The 21,821-nt window shown below is 50.4% G+C and carries 18 protein-coding genes and 1 riboswitch; of the genes, 10 read left to right on the plus strand and 8 right to left on the minus strand.

Annotated elements, in window-relative coordinates; genetic code table 11:
• Positions 1-40: 40 nt before the first annotated feature.
• Entirely contained in the window at positions 41-1,534 is a 1,494-nt protein-coding gene (locus tag WH45_RS01880) for an aminotransferase-like domain-containing protein (protein ID WP_046212685.1), read from the minus strand.
• Positions 1,535-1,698: 164 nt separating this feature from the next.
• Here WH45_RS01880 and WH45_RS01885 point away from each other — a divergent pair, with 164 nt between their 5' ends.
• Complete coding sequence (locus tag WH45_RS01885) at positions 1,699-2,658, plus strand: DMT family transporter (protein ID WP_046212686.1); 960 nt, start codon at positions 1,699-1,701, stop codon at positions 2,656-2,658.
• Positions 2,659-2,833: 175 nt separating this feature from the next.
• Here the strand turns inward: WH45_RS01885 and WH45_RS22680 are convergent, their stop codons facing one another.
• Positions 2,834-3,409, minus strand: coding sequence for a hypothetical protein (locus WH45_RS22680; RefSeq protein WP_052723571.1), 576 nt, complete (start codon positions 3,407-3,409; stop codon positions 2,834-2,836).
• A gap of 185 nt (positions 3,410-3,594) precedes the next feature.
• Entirely contained in the window at positions 3,595-5,412 is a 1,818-nt protein-coding gene (locus WH45_RS01895; RefSeq protein ID WP_046212687.1) for an APC family permease, read from the minus strand.
• Between the two features lie 344 nt (positions 5,413-5,756).
• Here WH45_RS01895 and WH45_RS01900 point away from each other — a divergent pair, with 344 nt between their 5' ends.
• The 6 genes from WH45_RS01900 to WH45_RS01925 all read left to right on the plus strand — a co-directional run bounded on the left by WH45_RS01900 (position 5,757) and on the right by WH45_RS01925 (position 11,343).
• Entirely contained in the window at positions 5,757-5,999 is a 243-nt protein-coding gene (locus WH45_RS01900) for a hypothetical protein (RefSeq protein ID WP_046212688.1), read from the plus strand.
• Between the two features lie 298 nt (positions 6,000-6,297).
• Positions 6,298-6,519: a helix-turn-helix transcriptional regulator gene (locus tag WH45_RS01905; RefSeq protein ID WP_235338219.1), complete on the plus strand. Its 222-nt coding sequence runs from the start codon at positions 6,298-6,300 to the stop codon at positions 6,517-6,519.
• The gene (locus WH45_RS01910; protein ID WP_046212689.1) at positions 6,516-6,935 is read left to right on the plus strand and encodes a hypothetical protein; all 420 of its coding nucleotides are present in this window, start codon (positions 6,516-6,518) and stop codon (positions 6,933-6,935) included. The genes WH45_RS01905 and WH45_RS01910 overlap by 4 nt, the downstream gene beginning before the upstream one ends.
• A gap of 529 nt (positions 6,936-7,464) precedes the next feature.
• Complete coding sequence (locus WH45_RS22685) at positions 7,465-8,370, plus strand: hypothetical protein (RefSeq protein ID WP_052723572.1); 906 nt, start codon at positions 7,465-7,467, stop codon at positions 8,368-8,370.
• 363 nt (positions 8,371-8,733) lie between these two features.
• On the plus strand, positions 8,734-10,149 hold the full coding sequence (locus WH45_RS01920) for an MATE family efflux transporter (RefSeq protein ID WP_046212690.1): 1,416 nt from the start codon (positions 8,734-8,736) through the stop codon (positions 10,147-10,149).
• 147 nt (positions 10,150-10,296) lie between these two features.
• Complete coding sequence (locus tag WH45_RS01925) at positions 10,297-11,343, plus strand: glycosyl hydrolase family 18 protein (RefSeq protein ID WP_046212691.1); 1,047 nt, start codon at positions 10,297-10,299, stop codon at positions 11,341-11,343.
• Between the two features lie 13 nt (positions 11,344-11,356).
• Here WH45_RS01925 and WH45_RS01930 read toward each other — a convergent pair whose 3' ends face one another.
• Positions 11,357-12,334 (minus strand): MerR family transcriptional regulator, encoded by a 978-nt coding sequence (locus WH45_RS01930; protein WP_046212692.1) that lies wholly within the window; start codon positions 12,332-12,334, stop codon positions 11,357-11,359.
• A gap of 103 nt (positions 12,335-12,437) precedes the next feature.
• On the opposite strand from WH45_RS01930, the gene WH45_RS01935 reads away from it, so the two are divergent.
• Complete coding sequence (locus tag WH45_RS01935; protein ID WP_052723573.1) at positions 12,438-13,538, plus strand: copper amine oxidase N-terminal domain-containing protein; 1,101 nt, start codon at positions 12,438-12,440, stop codon at positions 13,536-13,538.
• Positions 13,539-13,779: 241 nt separating this feature from the next.
• Here the strand turns inward: WH45_RS01935 and WH45_RS01940 are convergent, their stop codons facing one another.
• From WH45_RS01940 to WH45_RS01955, 4 genes are all read right to left on the minus strand, one after another.
• Positions 13,780-14,232 (minus strand): DUF4385 domain-containing protein, encoded by a 453-nt coding sequence (locus WH45_RS01940; protein ID WP_046212693.1) that lies wholly within the window; start codon positions 14,230-14,232, stop codon positions 13,780-13,782.
• 307 nt (positions 14,233-14,539) lie between these two features.
• Complete coding sequence (locus tag WH45_RS01945; protein ID WP_046212694.1) at positions 14,540-15,802, minus strand: cation:proton antiporter; 1,263 nt, start codon at positions 15,800-15,802, stop codon at positions 14,540-14,542.
• Between the two features lie 244 nt (positions 15,803-16,046).
• On the minus strand, positions 16,047-17,543 hold the full coding sequence (gene nagE, locus WH45_RS01950; protein ID WP_046212695.1) for an N-acetylglucosamine-specific PTS transporter subunit IIBC: 1,497 nt from the start codon (positions 17,541-17,543) through the stop codon (positions 16,047-16,049).
• A gap of 219 nt (positions 17,544-17,762) precedes the next feature.
• The gene (locus WH45_RS01955) at positions 17,763-18,629 is read right to left on the minus strand and encodes a PRD domain-containing protein (RefSeq protein ID WP_046212696.1); all 867 of its coding nucleotides are present in this window, start codon (positions 18,627-18,629) and stop codon (positions 17,763-17,765) included.
• 982 nt (positions 18,630-19,611) lie between these two features.
• A riboswitch (purine riboswitch) is annotated at positions 19,612-19,711 on the plus strand.
• Between the two features lie 127 nt (positions 19,712-19,838).
• Here WH45_RS01955 and WH45_RS01960 point away from each other — a divergent pair.
• Together WH45_RS01960 and WH45_RS01965 are read left to right on the plus strand one after the other, a co-directional pair.
• Positions 19,839-21,023 (plus strand): MFS transporter, encoded by a 1,185-nt coding sequence (locus WH45_RS01960; RefSeq protein WP_046212697.1) that lies wholly within the window; start codon positions 19,839-19,841, stop codon positions 21,021-21,023.
• Between the two features lie 308 nt (positions 21,024-21,331).
• Positions 21,332-21,820: a DUF6530 family protein gene (locus WH45_RS01965; RefSeq protein ID WP_046212698.1), complete on the plus strand. Its 489-nt coding sequence runs from the start codon at positions 21,332-21,334 to the stop codon at positions 21,818-21,820.
• Position 21,821: the final 1 nt, after the last annotated feature.

Genomic DNA, 21,821 nt, shown 5'->3' on the forward strand with positions numbered 1-21,821 from the left:
ACGGCCAGCTGGCTATGGGTATTCCATAACACAAACTTATTCATCGTTTTATGGAGCTTCGCTGCACATTTATGTCCCGGGAAATACTCAGCAGTTCGCGCATCCCATCGCGGATCTGTGTCTCGCTGGCAAAGGAAAAGCTGAGCCGGATATACTGGCCGGACTGCTCTGCCGCATCGAACAGCGAGCCCGGTACAAAGCTGATTTGGCGGGCCAGACATTCCCGCAGCAGATGCGGGACAGACAGATGCTCCGGCACTCTCACCCACAGACTGAGCCCGCCCTGCGGCTGCTCATATTGCCAGCCTGCCCGGTCCAGCTCTTCCTGCATAATCTCCATGCGAATCCGCAGAGCGATGCGCAGCTTATCCAGATGACGATGCAGCCGATCGGACATAAAGTAGTGCAGGAACAGCTTCTGGTTCAGCAGCGGAGTACCGCCGTCGGCCAGCGACTTGGCTGTCAGCAGTCGGGACATCCACGGTTTGCGAGCCGCGATACAGGCGATGCGCAGACCGGGCGAGATGTATTTGCTGAAGCTGCGAATATGGATGGTATATCCTTCCGTATCATAAGCGAAGATCGGAGCAGGCGGTTTGCGGTCAAAATAAATATCGCTGCATGTATCGTCCTCGATCAGCAGGCACTGATACTCCACGGCCAGATCGACCAGCTGCTTACGCTGCTCAGCCGGAATGCAGAGCCCGGTCGGATTGTGAAAAGTCGGATTCAGATAGAAAATCCGCGGCCGGTACTGCTGCATTTTCTGCTCGATATCCTGCATATCATAGCCTCCACTGTGGATGCCAACCGGCAGCAGCCGGGCCCCTTTTTGCCGGAATACATCCAGTGCGGTGGCATAGGTGGGAGACTCGATCAGCACATGATCGCCCGGTCGTATCCAGGTCTCGGCGACGATATAGATGCCCTGCTGGGCACCGCTTGTGATCAGCAGTTCCTCGGGATCGATATGAAAGGAAGCCGTCCGCCCAAAGTAACGGGCCAGCATCTCCCGCAGCTCCATATCTCCCTGGATATGGGCATAGGTGCCGAGCAGCTTGGGATACAGATCGAATACCTTTTTCATATATTCGGCAAAATAATGATTGGGCAGCAGGTTCGGATCGATGAGCGCATGAGAGAACTGATAGCGTGCCGGCAGATGACGAAGCTCGCCCATATTTCCCTGAAAGAGGGATGGCTCCAGTTCGCTGTCATGGGTCAGTGTGCCGGCTGCGGGTGGGCTCACATAATAGCCGGATTTGTGACGTGAATAGAGGATGCCGGACTCTTTGAGCTGCTGATAGGCTTTGAGTACCGTCAGTCTATGCATGCCGCTCTCCTGGGACAGCTGGCGTACGGAAGGGAGCTTCTCGTGAGCCTGCCAGTCTCCGCGCCGAATGCGTGCTTCCATATAATCGCTGATCTGCTGAAATGAGTTCTTTTCTTTATGGAAATTTATGGAATTATCGATCGGCTCATAAGGGTGCAGATCGGATAGTGAAATATTGGGCTTCAAAGGGGAATGGGACATGGTTCGCCGGGCTCCTTTCCTATTGGTGAATCATGGGTCGTGAACTTCTTGCTGGACTTATCATACCTTTTGCGAACGACTGCTTGTGTAAATCTGTTCTGTCCATGTCCATCTGTTCTGTTGTGTTTCTTTTACAATAACAGAACAAAGAGGAGGAGTGACAGATGATTATGCTTGGCTATGCCATGATGTGTGTTATTTTCGGCACAACCTTTCTGGCCATCAAGATAGGTGTAGATGCGGGGCTGCCGCCATTCTGGAGTGGAGGGATGCGCTTCGTGCTGGCAGGTCTGCTGCTGATGCTCATTATGCGTGCACGCGGCAAGGCGAGTTTCTCGGTGCTGTGGCGGCGGGAGACGCTGATCACGGGTGCCAGTATGACTTTTGTAATGTTTGCCTGCCTGTACTGGGCGGAACAATATGTAACCTCCGGAGTGAGTGCACTGCTCTCCGCAACCGGTCCGGCGATGGTGCTGCTGATCCGCGCACTGGTGTTAAAGGTAAAGGTGCCTGTGCTGGCTTTTGCCGGAGCTGCGATCGGTCTGGCTGGCGTGGGATTGCTCATGCTGCCCGGACTGTCGGGAGCAGGGGATTATCACGGATTATGGATCATGGCCTGTATCGTCGTCGTGGTCGGACAGATCGGTTATGCGGGCGGAGCCGTCTATTCCAAGCAGGTATCAACAGCACTGCATGATATCTCGCCGGTCTCCCAGAATGCTGCACAGCTGATCCATGGCGGATGGATGCTGCTCGTGCTGTCGCTGATCACTGAGCGAGGACAGGTACACCTGGACGCAGTGCTGTCTCCGGAAGCGCTCGGTTCACTGGCGTATCTGATCGTTATCGGCTCGATGGCTGGACATACGCTGTTCTACTGGCTAATTTCCCGCACGAATCCGGTGTTTCCTTCAACATGGCTCTATATCTCACCGGTGCTGGCCCTGCTGCTGGGCTGGCTGCTGTACAGCGAACCACTGAGCTGGATCATGGCTGGAGGGGCAGCGGTGGTACTGATCGGCGTCATTTTGACCAATCTGGAAGCTCTGCAGGGGCTGTGGCAATCCCGGCGTATCCGTACAACCGGCCGCTCACGCAGCATGAAGCCTGCTGTCCAGAAATAATCCCGGTTCTACGGCAGTCTATCCGAATGATTCATATAGATTCCATACCATCACAGCATGACAAAAAGGCGGCCTATTCTCCTCTTCCGAGGGCGATAGGCCGCCTTTGCGCTGCATATGCAGCGGTATGCCAGAGCGTTGTATTCAACAGGACTACGCTTTGAGTGCGATATGATTACAGATTGATCGCGTAGATGCCCGGTTTGTTATCAATCGCGCCGATCCAGATCTGGCCGTTGCCGATCATGACCCCGCGGGAACTTACCATGACGTTGTTTACATTCTGATTAGATAGTGCCCGGCGGACATTGTACGTCATAATGGAAGTATACTCATTCAGAAACTGCTTCTGGTTCAAGATGGATCGCTTCGTTCCATTCGCCGCATTCACGACCAGCGGATAGGAGATCCGTTTGGCGACAGATTCGCGGTTGCCGTTGGCGACAGCACGCTTCAGATTGGCAAAGTATCCCGTGAACTGCTTGGCGGAGCTGAATCCTGCCGTGTTCACCAGCGAAGTCGCCAGATTGGTAGAACTGCCCTGCGTCCCCGAGCTTGTACCACCGGACGAACTGTTCTGTGATGTCGATGGTGTCTTGGGTACAGATGGAACTGTCGGTACAGAAGGAGTCGCTATAGTGGAAGGTTCGGCTGCCGGTACCGTCAGATCGGATGCAGCATGAGCGGATGAAGCCAGAGTCGAAGCCAGCATGGCGGCAGCAATGACCGCTGTGCTCTTTTTCATATTCATTAATATCCCTCCAGGCGATAGGTTGATTCTTATGGATATAATACCCAGTACAATTGCATTATCCAACAAAATACTGGAAATGTAAAACAGGAATTTAAACGCTATCATGAGCGCCTCAGCACAGCAAAAAAGCCCCTCTATTATCGAGGGGCTCCAGATGGAAACGTACTGCGGCCGATCAAGGATCAGCTTTTGAGATGATAAGGCACAGTGGCAACGACAACATCCTTGTAATTAATCAGATAAGCACGCATCAGCAGACTCGTCTGGTTATGCAGAATGCTCTCCCACCAGTGCTTGGTGACAAACTGCGGAATCAGGACCGTAATATGATCGGTAGCGGAAGTCTTCCATTCCACCGTATCAATGAACCGGCGCAGCGGTCCCAGAATACTGCGGTAACGGGACTTGAGCACGATCAGGCGTACACCCGGGTCCCACTGTTCCCATTTGTCTTCCATTTTGCGAATCGCTTCATCGTCAAAGCCGACATAGACAGCGACCACATTTGGCGACAGCGTCTTGGCATAACTGATCGTATTCATCACGACACGGGTAATGCCGGCGACCGGAATGATGATCGTATTGCCTTTGATCTGCGGCTTGTCCGTAGTAATATCAATTCGGAGCTGTTCGGCCGTGTTCTGGTAGTGAATGTAGATTTTGTAGAACACGTACACCACAATTGGCAGGAAGATGAAGATAATCCACACCTGGGCGAACTTGGTGAAAATAAAGATCAGTGTGATCGACAGCGTCGTCAGCATACCGATCGTATTAATGACAAACTTCAGTACCCAGTTGGCAGGTTTGTGCTTGATCCAGCGAACCATCATACCGAGCTGGGACAGCGTGAACGGGATAAATACACCGACCGCATAGAGCGGAATCAGACTGTCGGTCTCTCCATGGAACACGATAACGAGCAGAGCCGAAGCCAGACTGAGGAAAATAATACCGTTGGAGAAGCCCAGACGATCGCCGCGTACCATGAACATATGCGGCATGTATTTATCCTTGGCGAGCATAAAGGCCAGCAGCGGGAAAGCCGAGTAGGCTGTATTGGCGGCCAGGAACAGGATCAGTGCGGTCACACCCTGTATGATGAAATAAATGATCCCGCTGCCAAAGGTCATCCGGGCAATCTGCGAGATGACCGTCTCGGTACCGGATGGACGAATACCGTACCAGTACGCGAGCAGGGTAATTCCGATAAACATACTGCCGAGGATCAGACCCATCATGAGCAGGGTTGCTGCCGCATTGCGTTCTGCCGGCTGGCGGAAGTTCGGGATGGCATTGGATACCGCCTCAACCCCGGTCAGTGCCGAACAGCCCGAGCTGAATGCCTTGAGCAGCAGGAACAGACTCACATTGGAGACCGTTGTACCGAACTCCGGCGCTGCCGCTTCGATGCCTCCGGTCATGTACTTGATCACCCCGCTGATGATCAGGAAGAAAATCGAAATAACAAACAGATAGATCGGAATCGCCAGCACAGAGGCCGATTCGGTCACCCCGCGCAGATTCATCAGCGTCAGGAAGACGATCATGATCAGGGCAATCATTACCCGGTGATCATGCAGGATCGGAAATGCGGACGTAATCGCATCCGTTCCCGCCGACGAGCTAACTGCTACCGTCAGTACATAGTCGACCAGCAGCGAGCCGCCGGCGATCAGACTGGGCGCCTGCCCCAGATTATCCTTGGCGACAATATACGCTCCACCGCCTGTCGGATAGGCAAAAATCGTCTGGCGATACGAAATTACCAGAATAACGAGCAGTCCCAATACTGCAATGGAGATCGGGACGGAATACCATAATGCTGCAAATCCGGCGACCATCAGTACGAGCAAAATCTGCTCTGTACCGTAAGCCACCGATGATAGCGCATCGGAAGACAGGATCGCGAGCGCTTTAAGCTTACCCAGCTTTTCGGCTTCCAATTCTGCTGACTTCATCGGTCTTCCGATTAATACACGCTTTACCTTGCCAAACATCTTACACCCTCGTTTCATCAATTAAATGGATTTTAGTTGGTTACCACAAATCATTGCCTGCCGAGTGGACTGCCATAGAGTATATACAGCGGATGGATACGTAGATACAGCAATAGGATAAATGTTAAATTTTATATACACCTATTCAGCATATCTCAAGCAGTACTTTGTCGGGGCTGTGCCCATATGGACATACGGGCAAGCGTATTTCATTATACTCCTGCTTTGCAAAAAGTCATGCTATATTTTACGAAAATTTGTTAAAATTAAGTCATAAGTAAGTCAACTGCTGTCATGTCCTGAGATTCCCTATCGAATCATAGTTAATTATAAAGGAGAAACCTATGAAAAAAGTCATGATCCGTCTGCTGATCATCCTGTCTCTGGCCCTGCTGCTGGGGATTATAGCCTGTTTTTATCTCGGTTACTTTATGTACGCGTACGGAATGATTTTCCTGATTGTTGCCGTATTGTTCGGTCTTGGACAAGTAGCAAGCATCAACAATAATGTCTGGCTGCACCAGAACAGCTATGATCGTCATATCCGTGAACAGACCGAGCGCTATCGCTCCGATCCGGAAGATTGAGGTGCGAACAGCTGCATTGGCAGGAACAAATACGTAGGTAACAGCAGGAGAGAACTGCCGGATAGACGAACATCTGACCCAAAGATGGCATCGATATAATAATTGCCTATATGATTATTACACTTATTAATAGAAGAAAGCAGTTGTTCCCGAGTGGATCAGCTGCTTTTTTTGTACATAATAATCGCTGGATATACCGAAAAGTACTCATATAGAGAGCATTAAGCAGTTGATCTGTGTAAAGTAAACTTGACATCGGATCTGTTTTCCATAAAAATGGAAGTGTGGAGGGGTAAGCATGAGAAGTGAGCATCATCTGAGAAATGAAGTCAAACTGCTGCGCGAACTGAACGGTTACTCGCAGGAACAGCTGGGAAACATGCTGGGTGTATCCCGTCAGACTATCAATGCGATCGAGCGCGGCAAATACAATCCGTCCCTGCCGCTTGCCCTGCATATGGCCCGGGTATTCCGGACGACAGTAGAGCATATTTTCTTTTTGGAGGAGGAACCTTTATGAGCAAAACGCAAGTGTCACAGCAGCGGAAGCATCCCTTGGTCATAAGAATTCTGTTTATATTGGTGGCTTTGTTTCAGATTTACGTAATGATCGATAGTATTCATGTTAATCGGGAGCTCGGCAGACCTATTGATTGGCTGAGCTATATCCCCAATATCGGGCTAGCACTCATTTTACTTATCTGGGCCTTTATCAATGAGCAATTTTTTATTCGTGGCGATGAGCGCCTCGATGCCATCCGGCATAGAGCCATTTATTTGACCTTTTACTTCATGCTTGGCTACATCGCAGTCATGTATACGCTGACCCTGTTGGCATTCCTACCCCTGACAGCCAATCAGGTACTGATGCTGCTATTATATATGGGCTGCATCACCCTGCAGATCATCCACTCCATTTTACTCAAAAAAGCCTGACGAAACACTGGCAGCATACCCGTGGCTAGATCTTAGATTTTAACGAGAGAAGCAGTAAACCAAACTTTACGCACAGAACGGAAGAAAGGAAATAAGGGATCTGGACGACCTTTAAGCCTGGAGATCTTCATTCCCACCCATTAATAAAAGATCTCCAGGCTTAACCGGAGGACAGGCCCTTATTCCTTTCTGGAGTGGCTGCAGCAAGAGCTATCACTGCTATCCTTACGTCCCTATCCAAATCCAACTACATAATGACCGCCTGCCACCCCCAGCAGGCGTTTTTTTGCATCTAACCCAGCATTCACATCACATCCATCCCAATGGTCGAAAAAAGAATAACAAAAGTAATATTATCCATTTATAGAATATAATTGTCCGCCTTCTTTTAACCGATAATATAACAAAGCACCTGAGCCATTACGCGCAGGGATGCAAGGGTTTGACCAGAATAGCGAGTCCAGGATCAGAGTGGATTCGCCTCCCATAGATGCCGACGAACCTAAGAACAGACAGGAGAATGATGACGATGAGTAAAAAGAAATGGGTTGTAGTCGCCGCCGTTGCAGGTATGCTGCTCACCGGCTCGGCAGGTGTATATGCAGGTGCGAACATGGAGAAAATCTCTGCTTTCAAAAACCACGGGATCAGTATCGAGATGGATGGTAAGGCCTATACGCCGGTCAATTCCAACGGCGACAAGCTGGCACCGATTACGTACCAGGGTACCACCTATCTGCCGGTCCGCTCCATTGGAGAGACGCTGAATACGAGCATTCTGTTTGATCCGGTTAATAATAAAATACTGATCAAGCCAGGCAGCGAAGCGGCTTCAACCAAAAGCAGCAGCAAAGTATCCGACAGCGGCACCACTCAGACCACAACCAAATCAGGCAGCACGGACAAAAGCGCAGCAGCCGCTTCCGGTACCGCAGCAGATACATCCAGCTCAGCGGCAGCACCAGCTCCAAGCAGTAAACCATCTGCAGCTTCCCAGTATATTGCAGCTGCCAAGAATGCAGCCGAGATTGCCGCAAGCAATGTAACGAATGGTCCGATCGGTCCCGTTGTGGAAGAGAAAGCGGCAGTTCCATCGATTGGTATGACGACAGGCATCATTACGAGCAAGTACCTGCCGGCAGACTTCCCATTTCCGTCAGACGCAGTCAAAGGCAAAGTCAGTGAGCAGCTGGCAGGCAACAAAAAGCAGCTGTTCCTCACCTACACGACCCAGGCCAGCCTGAAAGAGGTAGGCAATGCCTATCTGACCTATTATGCTCCGCATAAGCTGGATTTGTTCAACAATCAGGTCGAGGAGACCGCATTGAGTATTGCAGGCACACTGGATGACAAGTTTGGTGTATCGATCCAGGGAAATCCCATGTCACTAAAGCCCGGATACAATGCAGTTGTAATTACACTGGCAGAACATTAATAAGCAGACAGCCTACAATTCCAAAAAAAGCGCACCGTTTTCCGTCAGGAAAATACAGGTTGCGCTTTTTTGCTATATTGCTTGCTTATGAAAGTATGTATAAACTCCATGTAAAAAGTATCATAAATTTTGCGTTAAAACCCTTACATACCCGTATTTGATAAGAACGAAACAAAAACTATGTAAATTTTTCAGAAAATTTCAATTTTAGTAGTGCAATCGGAAAATGGATATGCTAAGATACGTAGAGTTTTACAGATACCCGTCGTACATTGTCTTTTATCTTCATGTAAAAACGTGAAGATTTTGCAGTCACGAACTGCCATAATTACACCCACTATGAACACAAAGGAAGGTGACATCATGAGCGCTATGAACCCTACACACGATAACAGCCCGGCAGCCGACAAACAATTCAACCTGTTCCGTCTGACCTGGCCGATTTTCCTCGAAGTATTCCTGTTTATGTTAATGGGAATCGTCGACACATTAATGTTGAGCGACGTATCCGATAATGCGGTAGCAGCTGTCGGCACGTCCAATCAGGTTATTTCAATCGCTATACTGATCCTGGAGGTAATCGGCAACGGGGCCGCTATCGTCGTAGCCCAGTACCTTGGATCACGCAAAGTACTGGAGGCGAGCCGGATCACGGCACTGGCGATTACGCTGAACCTGTCGGTTGGCCTGCTCCTGAGTACCACCTTCCTGTTCTTCGGTGGACATCTGATGGAAGCCATGCATTTGCAGGGTGAGATTCTGGCGCTGGCCGAGAGTTATATCGCCATCGTCGGCGGAGCCATCTTCCTGCAGGCTCTCATCAACACACTGGCGGCGGTTATCCGTACGTACGGATTTACCAAAGAAACGATGTTTGTCTCTGTTTTCATGAACGTATTGCACGTGGGGCTGAACTACCTGCTGATCTTCGGTCACTGGGGTCTGCCACAAATGGGCGTACAGGGCGCAGCTGTCTCCACGATTATCAGCCGCCTGGTCTGCGTAGTCATCTTCTTCTGGCTGATGTACCGAGTGATGGAAGTACGTATTCAGATCGCTGACTACTTCCGCATGTCCAAGGAATACATTCTCAAAATTCTGAAAATCGGCGTGCCTTCTGCAGTAGAGCAGGTTACCTACCAGATGTGCCAGCTGGTCTTCGTCTTCTATGTAACGTATCTGGGCAGTGAAGCGATGGCTTCCCGCCAGTATGCCAATAATATCTCGACCTTTATCTATCTGTTCAGTATTGCGATCGGTATGGGTACAGCGATCATCGTCGGTCGTCTGGTCGGTGCGAACCGCAAGGAAGAAGCCTACCACCGCGTATGGAACAGTGTAAAATGGGCGATGGGTGCAACACTGGTCATGGACGTGCTCATTATTCTGCTGCGCGAACCGCTGATCGGCATGTTCACCGACAATCCGGAGATTATCCGAATGGCCTCACAGGTCATTCTGCTCAGCTTCCTGCTGGAGACCGGACGAACCTGCAATATTGTCATTATCAACTCGCTGCGTGCTTCGGGCGATGCCAAGTTCCCGGTGTATATGGGACTGATCTCCATGGTATGCATGAGCCTGCCGCTCGGTTATCTGTTCGTGTTCAAAATGAACCTCGGACTGGCCGGTATCTGGCTGGCGATTGCCGCCGATGAATGGGTGCGTGCCGTCATTATGTACTTCCGCTGGAAGAGCAGAGCCTGGGAGAAACATGCACTCGTACAGCACGAAGAGCCGGAAACGCCGGACAATGTGCCGATGGCTGCACCAGTCTGATCCTGCTGAACAATCATATTCCAATTATTCATATAAGATATCTATATTTTTACAATACCGCCTTTTTAAGGTATCCTTATCACAGGATCGCCGAAAGGGCGGTTTTCTTTTTATCCGCTTCATCATTCGCAGAATGGAGGAATACACATGGCATTTGGAAAATGGGCAGCAGCCGGGGCATTGGCGCTGCTGCTGACAGGAACGGTTGGATTTGCAGGGGACCAGGCACGAGCAGAGGCAGCCAGCGTACTCGGGTATTATACGCCGGATGATGCTTCCTATCAGGCACTCACGACTTATCATGACTATCTGACCGGTGTATCAACGGATTCATTCAACATGACTACCGCAGGCGGGGTAGTCGGGGATGTGCCAACGCAGGCACTGTCGTACGCCAAATCGCATGCGCTGGCGACCTATGCCTGTTTTTCGAATTTTGGTACAAGTGATTTTGATCCCGATCTGGCACATGTCATTCTGACGAACTCATCCGTACGTCAAAAAGCCGTGCAAAATATCGTTAATACCGTCAAAAAGAACGGATATACCGGCGTGAATATTGATTTTGAAAGTGTAATGGCCAGTGATCGCAATGCGCTGACCAGCTTCGTCAAATCCGTCTCGGATGCACTGCGTCCGGCGGGCTATAAGGTGATCATATCCGTTCCGGCCAAGACCGAGGATGATCCGTCTAACGGTTGGTCCGGTGCGTACAATTATGCGGCTCTTGGCGGGTATGTGGATTTCCTCCAGGTGATGACCTACGACGAACATGGTCCATGGTCCGAACCGGGCTCTGTAGCAAGCAAAGGCTGGATCGAGGATTCACTGAAATTCTCCGTCTCCCAGGTCGCTGCCTCCAAAGTGCTGATCGGTCTGCCGGATTATGGGTATGACTGGAACCTGACAACGAATCGTGAAGAAGATCACCACCAGATCGCCGGCAAAAATATCGCAGCTCTGCTGCAGAAGACCGGCGCAACGGTGAAATGGGATGCAGCCACTTCTTCACCATACTTTAACTATACGGACAGCCAGGGCAGCAAGCATGTCGTCTGGTATGAAAATGCCAGAAGTATAGAAGAAAAAGCACATCTGGTTCCTGCGTATCAGCTGGGCGGCGCTTCGGTCTGGGCGCTTGGTATGGAAGATGCATCCTTCTGGAAAGCGGTCCAAACCGGCATGAACAAGTAAAGAAAGTGCTGTCTCAGCGGATTGAGACGGCGAGCAGGGTAAACCAGTCGGCCTGAGGATTCAGGTGGCTGGCAATACAGCCGTGCTCATTCAGCCAATGCAGCAGCAGATCCGCATGGGATACGCCTTCCTCGGAAATGACGCTGCTGCGGTCGGTGATGCAGATCCGTCCATGCGGCTTGAGTACACGCCGGATCTCCAGCAGAGCCAGCAGCTGCTGCTCTGCATTCAGATGCCGAAAGGCAAAGCTGGAGACGACAAAGTTAAAGCTCTGATCCGGGTACGGAATAGCGAGCAGATTTCCGGCACGCAGATCCATATCCGGGAATTTGGCCCGGCACTGCTTGAGCATCTCCTGGGACTGATCCACACCGGACATCCGGACGCCCTGGAGCAGCAGCCGACCGGCCAGATTGCCGGTACCCGTACCAAGATCCAGTCCATATTCCCCCTCAATCGCCTGGACGGCACGCACTGTGCTGTCCAGGGCTTTTTCATAATCAGGGTATTCCGCGGTACTCTGCCTGACGTAATCATCATGATCCTGTGCCCGCTGGTCAAAGTTCCAGTGATCCTGCCAGTTCTGACGAATCTCCCGCAGATTCCGGGAATGCTCGGCCAGCTGGTAGATTTCCCTGATCGGCAGCTCCTGACGGCTGCGCAGCAGTTCAATCATCTGGGCGGTCGTCTCGGTCATGCGCTTCATCTCCAGCCACTGGGTCGTCAGAATCGAATGCTGCAGCTCCAGATAATAGCGCAGCCGTGCGCTGTCGGGCATGCCTTCCGGTTCCAGTACAGCCCGTATTTCCTTGACCGGCATACCGGCTTCCCGCAGAGCAATAATCGTCTGCAGCCGCCAGATATCCTCTTCATGAAATACGCGATACCGATTGTCTTCCTCCCGTGCAGGTTCCAACAGCCCATTTTGCTCATAAAAGCGGATCGTCCGCGCAGAGACCCCCAGCTTGCGGGCCAGTTCATTAATTTTCATCAAATGTCTCACCACCTTAATAAATGGATGTGTGCTGCCGTTATATGTTATAGGCATCTAAGTTATACACCAAGCCTGATTATAAACAAAAGGGGATACAGGCATGAAAAAAATATCCATCCTGCTGCTCACCTGTCTGCTGCTCACCGGCATGACGGCAGGCCCGGTACTGGCGAAGTCCGACCAGGGCAGCAAGTCCAGCTCCAAATCGGAGAGCAAACAGAACAAGTCCAGCGAAAAGCAGAAGGACAGCAACAGCAGCGTAACCGGTACACAGGCAGAGACTACAGCACCAGCTGTAACAGAGGTACCTGCAGTTCCTACGACTGAACCGACGGTAATATCATCTCCAGCAGCGGACCAACCCGCTGCGGACAATGCCGAAGCTGTAGAGCAAGATAAGCCGGACAAAGACAAGCAGGAAAAAGAGAAAAAGGAAAAAACGAATAACGGAAATGGTCATGCCAACGGTCATGATAAAGATAACACATCCGCAAAAGCCGCAGGTGTAACCGATGATGTATATGACAGTTCCAAAGGAAAGCAGGGCTACAAAGGACTGCTGAACGCCATGAATAATGTAAAGGATAAACCGGCCGGTCAGGTGCTGGCGAATCTGCTGCTGACCCGCTATGAGGCACAGCTTACCCCGGAGATGCAGAGCGAGCTGGAACAGATCCGCGAGCCCAAGGAAGCATTGGCCAAAGCTGCTGACCTGCTGGAAGCAGACGGCAATGTAGAAGAGGCAGCCGGTCTGCAGGAACAGGTGATCCAGGCTGATCCAGCCGATCTGGACAGCTACCAGCGTCTGGATGAGCTGACAAACCGGACAGCAGACAAATCGGATGAACTGAATCTGTTCGTTAACGGCGAGCAGGTGACCGGTGCTGCTCCGGTTGTACAGAGCGGTACCACACTGGTTCCTTTCCGCGTCGTCTCCGAAGCACTGTCTGCCGATGTAACATGGAATGCCAAGGACAAGTCCGTTACCGTAGTAAAGGACGGAAAAACAATTACACTATATGTAAACCAAAAGGCTGCCAAAGTTAACGGGAAAAAGGTAAGTCTGCAGGCCGCCCCCGTGATGAAAAAGGGTACCATTCAGGTACCGGTACGCGTGGTCAGTGAAGCGCTGGGCGCTACGGTGAAGTGGGAGCCTGTGAGCGAAACGGTCGTTATTTATGAAGAAAAAGCGTCCTCCTGATGGTGTGCCGCATCATAATGACTATATAATAACAGGACCGGCAAGGCTGGAATCATAGTACCAGTCGTGCCGGCTTTTTGTTATGTGCAGCAGTTCGGCCGTAGTGGAACAGGAACCAAGCATTTGGAATCATAATTCTTTTATGGACAAAGCAGTAATCTATAGCAGCTTTATCGTAAGTAATGATCAATTAGTGATATAAGCGATTCCATCTGGACAAGCAATAAAAACGGTGTGGAGCTTAGCCATACTTCTGCTGATGCTCCTTTTTCATGCGGATGTAATCGGGGTCCTGCTTGGCTTCATCCCATTTTAACTTGAAAATACGGGCCGATTCCGCTTTGACCGGGTCGCTCGTATAAGGAAGAACCTCACCATTCTCATCATACTTGCGGCCGCCTTTGTGGTTGGTGTATCGGCGGGCGCGGGTATAGCCCATCTGCAAAAATTTGCGCGCCATATCCATGCCGACAAAGTCGCCCTTTTCCTTGTATTCCAGAAACATGGCATAGATTTTCTCCGAGGATTCCGCAGCAATTTCCGGCGTCTTGAAGCGCCAGTGAGGGAGAATCTCGCCTTTGTAAGGTTCGACCATCAGCACACCTTGTTCCCCTTTGCCGACGCGGTACAATTTGGGATGTTCACGCAGATTGAGTGTGGAATAGTCGATATCGTAGTCGAATTTTTCTGGCATAATTATCGCTCCTTTGCATAATAGCTCTACAGCTTATTAACCGTTATCTGATATGATGGAGCTGGAAAGTTATGCAAGCCTTGACGATAGAGATTGCAAGTGTCATTCTATGCAGTTGGGGCTATATCATAATGAGTTCTAATAAGCAGGACCAGCCCGCACTCACCGGAATGGAAATCGGAATACTGATATACCACCAGATCATACTGATCAGATAACAAACAGCCTCGGCGCTCCATTGGGAGTACCGAGGCTGTTTGTTTCTGTAAACTCCATTTTGCCGACAATGTCTGTTATCTGTACCAGATCAATGCTGTCCGTTCTGCTGTCCGGCAGAATCTGAAGCAGGCGAAGGAGCGGGAATCAGTCCCAGCTTCATAATCAGCGGCTTGATCGTCAGCCCCTGGATGATCAGGGAAAATAGGACAACGCTGAATGTCAGCACCAGTATGGTCTCCCGGCCTTCAAATTCCAGCGGCAGGCTGAGTGCCAGTGCGATGGAGAGACTGCCTTTCAGACCGCCCCAGTTCAGCACCCATTTGGCTGGAGTGGAGAAATCTTTGGACCGGAACAGACTGATGAATAGCGCCAGAGTACGTGCGACCAGCACAATTGCGATAGCGAGTACAATAATGCCCCATTTATCGGCAAAACTGATATTGCGGATCTCCAGCCCGATCATCAGGAAGATCAGCGAGTTGGCGATCAAGGTGATAACATCCCAGAATGTATTGATATTTTGACTGGTAACCGCGGACATGCCAATCTTTTTACCATAGTTACCGAATACGAGTCCACCGGTAACGACAGCGATCACGCCGGATACCTGCAGATGCTCTCCGATAAAGTAACAGCTGAAGAACAGCAGCATCGAGAAAGCGATCTCGAGCGGATAGTCGTCATAATATCTGATCAACCGTGAGAACAGGAAGCCGAGAATACCTCCTACAGCTAGACCACCTACAGCAAACTGCAGGAACAGCAGGATTCCACTGCCAAATCCCAGCCAGCCCATACTGATATACGTCAGCAGATAAACGGTGGAAATCTGGAACAGCACAACAGCAATACCGTCATTCAGCAGCGATTCGCCTTCCATCGTGGTTACCATTTTCTCCGACACACCCAGCGATTTGAAAATGGAAATTACGCTGATTGGATCGGTCGCGCTCATCAGGGCAGCAAAGGTAACCGCGATTACCAGCGGCAGGCCGATCAGATAATAGGAACCGAGCATAACGAACAGGAAGGACAGCAGGGTCCCGCCGAGTGCGAGAGCGATAACCGGTCGTGATTGTGCACGCAAATGCGAAAAAGGCATCTTCAGCGTAGCATCTCCGAGCAGTACAGGAAGGAACAACGAGATGATGATCGCCTGGAATACATTAGACTGGGTAATATACGTCTCGGCCGCTTCCAGTACCGGAATATTTACCGTACCGAGCAGCAGCCCGACCAGTACGAGCGCAATGGATTCCGGCTGGCGCAGCTTGCGGGCGACAGCAATAACGGCCAGGGACACTGCGAGCAGAATCAGAATTTCAATAAATACTTCATTAAAGTGATGCATGTACAGCCTCCGTTCCGTATAAGATACGATATGTATTTACCCAACTCCGGGAAGAAATGAGTCGTTCTACCATAATTATATGCGAAACATGCAGAAGATGCAGAGAGCTCCGGTACCAGAGCATAGATAAATATTACGCAAAATAAAAAACGTACAGCTGCCATGAAGGACAACTGTACGCTTTGATCTGCTTGCAGGATAACCGATCGGTTCACTAATACCACAGTTCCGGAAGAACTGTTATTTACGCTTTGTGATCCATAATATCCTTGATATCATCCTTGAGCGCTTCGGATTGGGTACCGAAAATGACCTGTACCGCTCCACTGCCCAGCCGCATGACTCCGGCAGCACCGAGCTTGCGCAGTTCGCCATCATTGACCTGACGATCGTCTTTGACGACGAGACGCAGGCGGGTGATGCAGGCATCGATACTGTCGATATTGGACGATCCGCCGAGCTGGCTGAGCACGAGAGCCGCTTTGCTGTCACCATTGTCAGCTGTAATGGCTGCAGCAGTTGGAGCAGGGCTGTTTTTATCCGGTACGTTCGATGAACTATTGATGCTGTCATCGTCTTCGCGTCCCGGTGTCTTGAGGTTCATCTTCACGATCAGGAAGCGGAACAGTACATAATACACGAGAGCAAATACCAGCCCGACAGGGATCATAAGCAGCGGATTGGTCGCCAGCTTCATGTTGATCAGATAGTCGATCAGACCGGCGGAGAAGCCAAAGCCCAGCTTCACATTCAGCATATACATGATCAGTCCCGACAGACCGGTCAGCAGCGCATGAACGACGTACAGCAGCGGTGCTGTAAACATAAAGGCAAATTCCAATGGTTCGGTAATACCAGTCAGGAAGGAAGCGACCGCCGCACTGATAAAGATCGAAGCGACCGCTTTGCGTTTATCCGGACGTGCCGTATGAATAATGGCAAACGCCGCACCGGGCAGCGCGAACATCATAATTGGGAAGAAGCCGGACATGAACATGCCTGCCGATTTATCCCCGGCAAAGAAACGGGTCAAGTCACCGTGAACAACTTCGCCGGCTGCATTGGTATAATCCCCAATCTGGAACCAAGCGATCGAGTTCAGTACATGGTGCAGACCAATTGGAACGAGCAGACGGTTGGCGGTACCGAATACGAAGGCACCGAATCCGCCCAGACTAACGACCCACATGCCAAATGCGGAGATGGCATCCTGGATCGGACTCCAGATCATCCCGATCAGGGACGCCAGAATAATCGTTGTGGCCGCCGTGATCATTGGAACAAAACGCTTGCCGGAGAAGAATCCCAGCCAGTCCGGCATCTTGATATTGTGGAAACGGTTATACATGTAGGCTGCCCACAGACCGACGAGAATACCGCCGAGTACACCCATATTCAGTTTTACATCATCCGGTATGTAACCCATAATCCCCGGGATTTCCTTGAGGATCGCTGTCAGGATCATATAACCGAGTACAGCAGACAGAGCGGCAACCGCGTCACGGGCCATCCCGATTGCGATACCTACGGCGAAGATCAATGCCAGATTATCGAAAATGGCACCGGCGCCGGCTGTAAGCAGCGGACCGATATAATGGTTCATAAAGCCGCCTACCGCAGAGCCGAGCGGAATATCCGTCTCATAGTTGATCAGGCCGAATCCGCGCAGAATGGCGGCTGCAGGCAGTGTGGCTACCGGAAGCATCAGTGAGCGTCCGATTTTTTGCAAAAATTGTAGCATGGTAATCCCCCTTTGGATCATTCATTTGGTAAATAAATTATCCGTTTTCGTATTGTACTCTATGCAGCATTTATTTCAGCTGTTTATCCAAATCATGAAAATTATTTTCATGAGAAAGATCGAAAAGTGTGCAGCCTGTACGAGCCGGACAGCTGTGCCAGAGGCGGTCTGCTGTCCGGGTACATGCGATTATCGGCAGGAATGAATCAGGCAGCGGGTTCAGCTGTCCGGCCTGTGGGTGCGGAACAGCCGGTACAGATGCATGGTCAAAAAACAGACCTCATCTTCGGGTACCGACAGCTGCAGCTCCTGTTCCATGACCAGCTTCATCCGTGAAGCCAGTTGGTACTCATCGGCGTACTGGTCGCGAATATGCTGGATCAGCGGATTGTCGACCATCGATCCCTGTACGATCCGTTCCAGGGCAAACCGCAGATGAATCATCAGGCGAACCTGACTCATGCTGCCCTGTTTGAACGTCATTTGCCGCTCGTCCTCAATCATCTGCTGCAGCTTGCCGAGCAGGGAAGACATTTTCACCAGCTGTCCGACAGGGACGTGGGTAATGGCCGAATGAATATGATACGTCAGAAACCCGGCTTCATCCTCGGGGATCTCCAGCCCGAATGTCTCCCGAATCATATTCAGCGCATGCAGCGCCACTTCATACTCCTGGGGAAAGCAGATCTGGGTCTCCTGCAAAAACGGATTGACGATCTCGATCCGATGCCGCACCCGGTAGACCGTAAACTGGATATGACTGGGCAGCGCGAGATAGATCTTGTCATTCAATCGCTCGGGAAACGTCTGTCCGATCAGCTGGATAATCCGATCGGAGACTTCCATCACCGGCGCATCCATATCTTCAAAAAAGGTCGGATGGTTCATCATCTGCTCCCGGTCTTCCAGCCTAAACCGCTTTTCAATCCGTTCGTCTGCCGTACTCAACTCCTGCACATTTTTGGCGGCGAAGCCGAGCCCTTTGCCGAGCAGCACATATTCGGTGCCGGTCACTTGATCGCAGGCCATGACGATATTGTTGCCGACTACGCGCTCCACATGTAAAATCCGATGGTCTCTGTTCATTCCGATAATCACCTCTTGCTTGCAGAATAACACGGCAGGTGTCATCCGAAAAGACAGAAAGGGCACTGCGGCCCGACTTTTTTGCATGTAACCGCTACAATGGACCTCGGTCGTTCACAATAACGCAAAAAAGAGCCAAGACAAGGAGACACGGGCATACGATAGACGTATCCTGATATCGTCCGTTGCTTGGCTCATGCCCATTACTGGTAACACGCCGATGTACGGTCGTTTATATATTGGTTGCGGTTTCATAACGTAGCATATAACGTAAGCCAGTCATCGTCAAGACGAATTGAGCATTTTCATGATGAAAATACTAGGAGTCTATAGGTATAAGGATTTAAAGCTCTTTTTCATGGTTGTCGAACCATACCGGAACAAAAGAAAGAGTATTCCACAGGTCACAAGCTTGACTCAAACGGGAATTTTCGGTCCTGGACGAACGATAAAGAGAAGCAGCAGGATAAAATACGCTGTATCGGCAATAAGATGTATATTCAATATATGCACTCCAAAACAGAACTTGCTGGATGAATGAATCAAAATGCTTGTTTCCATTGGAAATGTGTCGTTATCCATATGCTAAATGAATATTTTCATAAATCAAAATGAAGAAAAAATTTACCACATTCTGTTTGCATAATATGTATAGCTTACGAATAAAAAATATGACGCAATATGTACGGAACGCAGGCAAGGAAATAAGGGCAAAGGACGACATTGGAGCCCGGGAATCTAGTTTTTCTCCCCGTTCGTAGATTTCCGGGCTCCACCGGAGGACGTGTCCTTATTCCTTGCCGGAGTGGATGATGCCCAGCAATACCATCACTTCAATCCATAACTCGCAGCACGATAACGCCCTCACCATGTATTATTTTCAATAATACCGAAAACCCTGTTGAAATACCATTTTCAATCTGTTAATGTATATAACGTTGATGCCCACGTGCATCATGTACCACCAACTGAATGACGACTGGAATAAATGATGATACATCATTGTATAACCTCAATAATATGGTTTGAGGGTCTCTACCAGGAACCGAACAATCCTGATTACAAGATGATGCGCAGCCCGCGTGTCCTGTTGTAATCAGGATTTTTTTGTTGTGGCTCGCACTGTTCCAGTGTTCTCGTTCGTTGCCGCTGCGCTGGCGCTCACCTGCCGGACAGCCAACCTACTATTACACAAAGGAGAGAGACGGCTTGAATTTCAAAGTATTTATCCTCACAATTGCCACCTTTACGGTCGGCCTGATTGAACTGATCATCGGCGGTGTGCTGCCGGAGATTGCGAGTGACCTGAACGTGTCGATCGGCACAGCGGGCCAGCTAATTACGATCTATGCGCTGGTGTACGCGATTGCCGGACCGACTCTGCTCGCATTCACTTCCAAAGTGGAGCGCAAATCGCTGTATCTCTGGTCGATGCTGATCTTTACCGTAGGCAGTCTGATCGCCTGCTGGAGTCCCAACTATGAAGTATTGTTCTTCTCACGGATGCTGACCGCAGCCAGCGGTTCGCTGATCGTGACCCTGTCGCTGACGATTGCCGTGAAAATCGTCGCACCGGAGTTCCGCGCACGAGTCATCGGTATTATTTCGATGGGGATCAGCTCCTCGATCGTGCTGGGCGTACCGATCGGCGTACTGGTCGAAGAAGCGCTCGGCTGGCGCATTTTGTTCCTCGTGATCGCCCTGCTGACGCTGGTAGCGATGGTCGTGATCTACATGTTCCTGGATCATATCCCGGTCGAGGAGATCATGCCGCTCAAGGCACAGTTCGCTTCTCTCAAAAACAGCAAAGTCATCAGTGCCCATCTGGTGACCCTGCTGATGCTGGCTGGTCACTATACGATGTATGCGTATCTGACGCCGTTCCTGCAGACAACGATGCATCTGAATGCGTACTGGATCAGCGTGGTCTACTTTGTCTTCGGTCTGGCTGCGGTTAGCGGCGGTATGATCGGCGGCGTAATGTCCGACCGTCTGGGCAGTACCAAGAGTATACTGATCGTAATTGGCGTCTTCGCCCTGGCGATGTTCGTCCTGCCGATGTCGGCCAAGCTGATCTGGGTATTCCCGGTTGTTCTGTTCATCTGGGGCGCCCTCAGCTGGGCGCTGTCGCCTGCACAGCAGAGCTATCTGATCCAGCATGCGCCGGAGACGGCGGATATCCAGCAGAGCTTTAATTTCTCGGCACTGCAGATCGGGATTGCGATCGGTTCAGCCTTTGGCGGTATCGTAATCAAAAATACCGGTTCGGTTACCATGAATGCCTGGGTAGGCGCGGCGATTGTCGTATTGTCATTCTGCTGTGCACTATATTCACTGTCCAGACCTTCCGGCGCATCCAAAGGCGTATCGAACCGCTCGGTGCATACTTCCTGATTGGCAGCATGAAGCTGGACGCTGTCCAAAACATTTGCAAGCATAATGTAGACCTTTATATCCGGAAGGACTAAGCTTTGCGAATCTTCCTATCGTTTCTTTATAAATTTTCACACCTCCCAATACCCGATCACAGACGTAAACGCTGTGGTTGGGTATTTTTTTGTTTTGTCTTGTAAATTGGTAGATCATTGAATATAATGTCTAATATAAATGTAGATTATTATAAATTAATCTATACAATAAATAGACGAATGACAATTGTGTTTGGATGTATTGTCGTATGCAGCGTTAGGGAGGAGAACAATATGAAGGATATCAATGAGATGAAGGATTCAAGGCACAGACCGGTCATCTTGTCGGCTAATTATGACCAGGTGGATGGACAGCAGGCTGGTCAGCAGGAGGTAGAGCAGCTGTCGCTTGGTCTGCAGACAGGACGCATGGACGGCAGGGCGGATATTGTGGCGCAGCTATGGCGTGATGCCACAGCTCAGAAGGAGGGGCTTTTATCGGAGTGGCCGATTCACCGGATTCTGGATGCATCCATTCTGATCTGCCGGTCGCTTGATTATTTTCAGGAAGCGTACAGACAGGAGCAGTTGTATGACCCGGAGCATCCGGTGTTCGACCGTATTCCTTTGCAGGGAGCGGCACTGTCGGTAGGGATCTGTACGGATAACAGCGGGATTGACGGGGACATACAGGATTTCCAGCGTGCTCTGGAAGAAAACGGATATCTCATCGGGGAGCGTTTGCGGATTCTCGCCCGGCTTCTTGAAGAGATGGGGTATTGAT

It is taken from the genome of Paenibacillus wulumuqiensis, assembly GCF_000971965.1.
In the GTDB taxonomy this organism is placed as follows: Bacteria; Bacillota; Bacilli; order Paenibacillales; family Paenibacillaceae; genus Saccharibacillus; species Saccharibacillus wulumuqiensis.

Bases quoted from the DNA above. Each gene is read 5' to 3' on its own strand.
- WH45_RS01945 (WP_046212694.1), bottom strand. From the start codon at position 15,802: ATGCATCACTTTAATGAAGTATTTATTGAAATTCTGATTCTGCTCGCA.
- WH45_RS01880 (WP_046212685.1), bottom strand. From the start codon at position 1,534: ATGTCCCATTCCCCTTTGAAGCCCAATATTTCACTATCCGATCTGCAC.
- WH45_RS01930 (WP_046212692.1), bottom strand. From the start codon at position 12,334: ATGAAAATTAATGAACTGGCCCGCAAGCTGGGGGTCTCTGCGCGGACG.
- WH45_RS01940 (WP_046212693.1), bottom strand. From the start codon at position 14,232: ATGCCAGAAAAATTCGACTACGATATCGACTATTCCACACTCAATCTG.
- WH45_RS01935 (WP_052723573.1), top strand. From the start codon at position 12,438: ATGAAAAAAATATCCATCCTGCTGCTCACCTGTCTGCTGCTCACCGGC.
- WH45_RS01965 (WP_046212698.1), top strand. From the start codon at position 21,332: ATGAAGGATATCAATGAGATGAAGGATTCAAGGCACAGACCGGTCATC.
- WH45_RS01885 (WP_046212686.1), top strand. From the start codon at position 1,699: ATGATTATGCTTGGCTATGCCATGATGTGTGTTATTTTCGGCACAACC.
- WH45_RS01955 (WP_046212696.1), bottom strand. From the start codon at position 18,629: ATGAACAGAGACCATCGGATTTTACATGTGGAGCGCGTAGTCGGCAAC.
- WH45_RS01910 (WP_046212689.1), top strand. From the start codon at position 6,516: ATGAGCAAAACGCAAGTGTCACAGCAGCGGAAGCATCCCTTGGTCATA.
- WH45_RS01905 (WP_235338219.1), top strand. From the start codon at position 6,298: ATGAGAAGTGAGCATCATCTGAGAAATGAAGTCAAACTGCTGCGCGAA.
- WH45_RS22685 (WP_052723572.1), top strand. From the start codon at position 7,465: ATGAGTAAAAAGAAATGGGTTGTAGTCGCCGCCGTTGCAGGTATGCTG.
- nagE (WP_046212695.1), bottom strand. From the start codon at position 17,543: ATGCTACAATTTTTGCAAAAAATCGGACGCTCACTGATGCTTCCGGTA.
- WH45_RS01925 (WP_046212691.1), top strand. From the start codon at position 10,297: ATGGCATTTGGAAAATGGGCAGCAGCCGGGGCATTGGCGCTGCTGCTG.
- WH45_RS01895 (WP_046212687.1), bottom strand. From the start codon at position 5,412: ATGTTTGGCAAGGTAAAGCGTGTATTAATCGGAAGACCGATGAAGTCA.
- WH45_RS01900 (WP_046212688.1), top strand. From the start codon at position 5,757: ATGAAAAAAGTCATGATCCGTCTGCTGATCATCCTGTCTCTGGCCCTG.
- WH45_RS22680 (WP_052723571.1), bottom strand. From the start codon at position 3,409: ATGAATATGAAAAAGAGCACAGCGGTCATTGCTGCCGCCATGCTGGCT.
- WH45_RS01920 (WP_046212690.1), top strand. From the start codon at position 8,734: ATGAGCGCTATGAACCCTACACACGATAACAGCCCGGCAGCCGACAAA.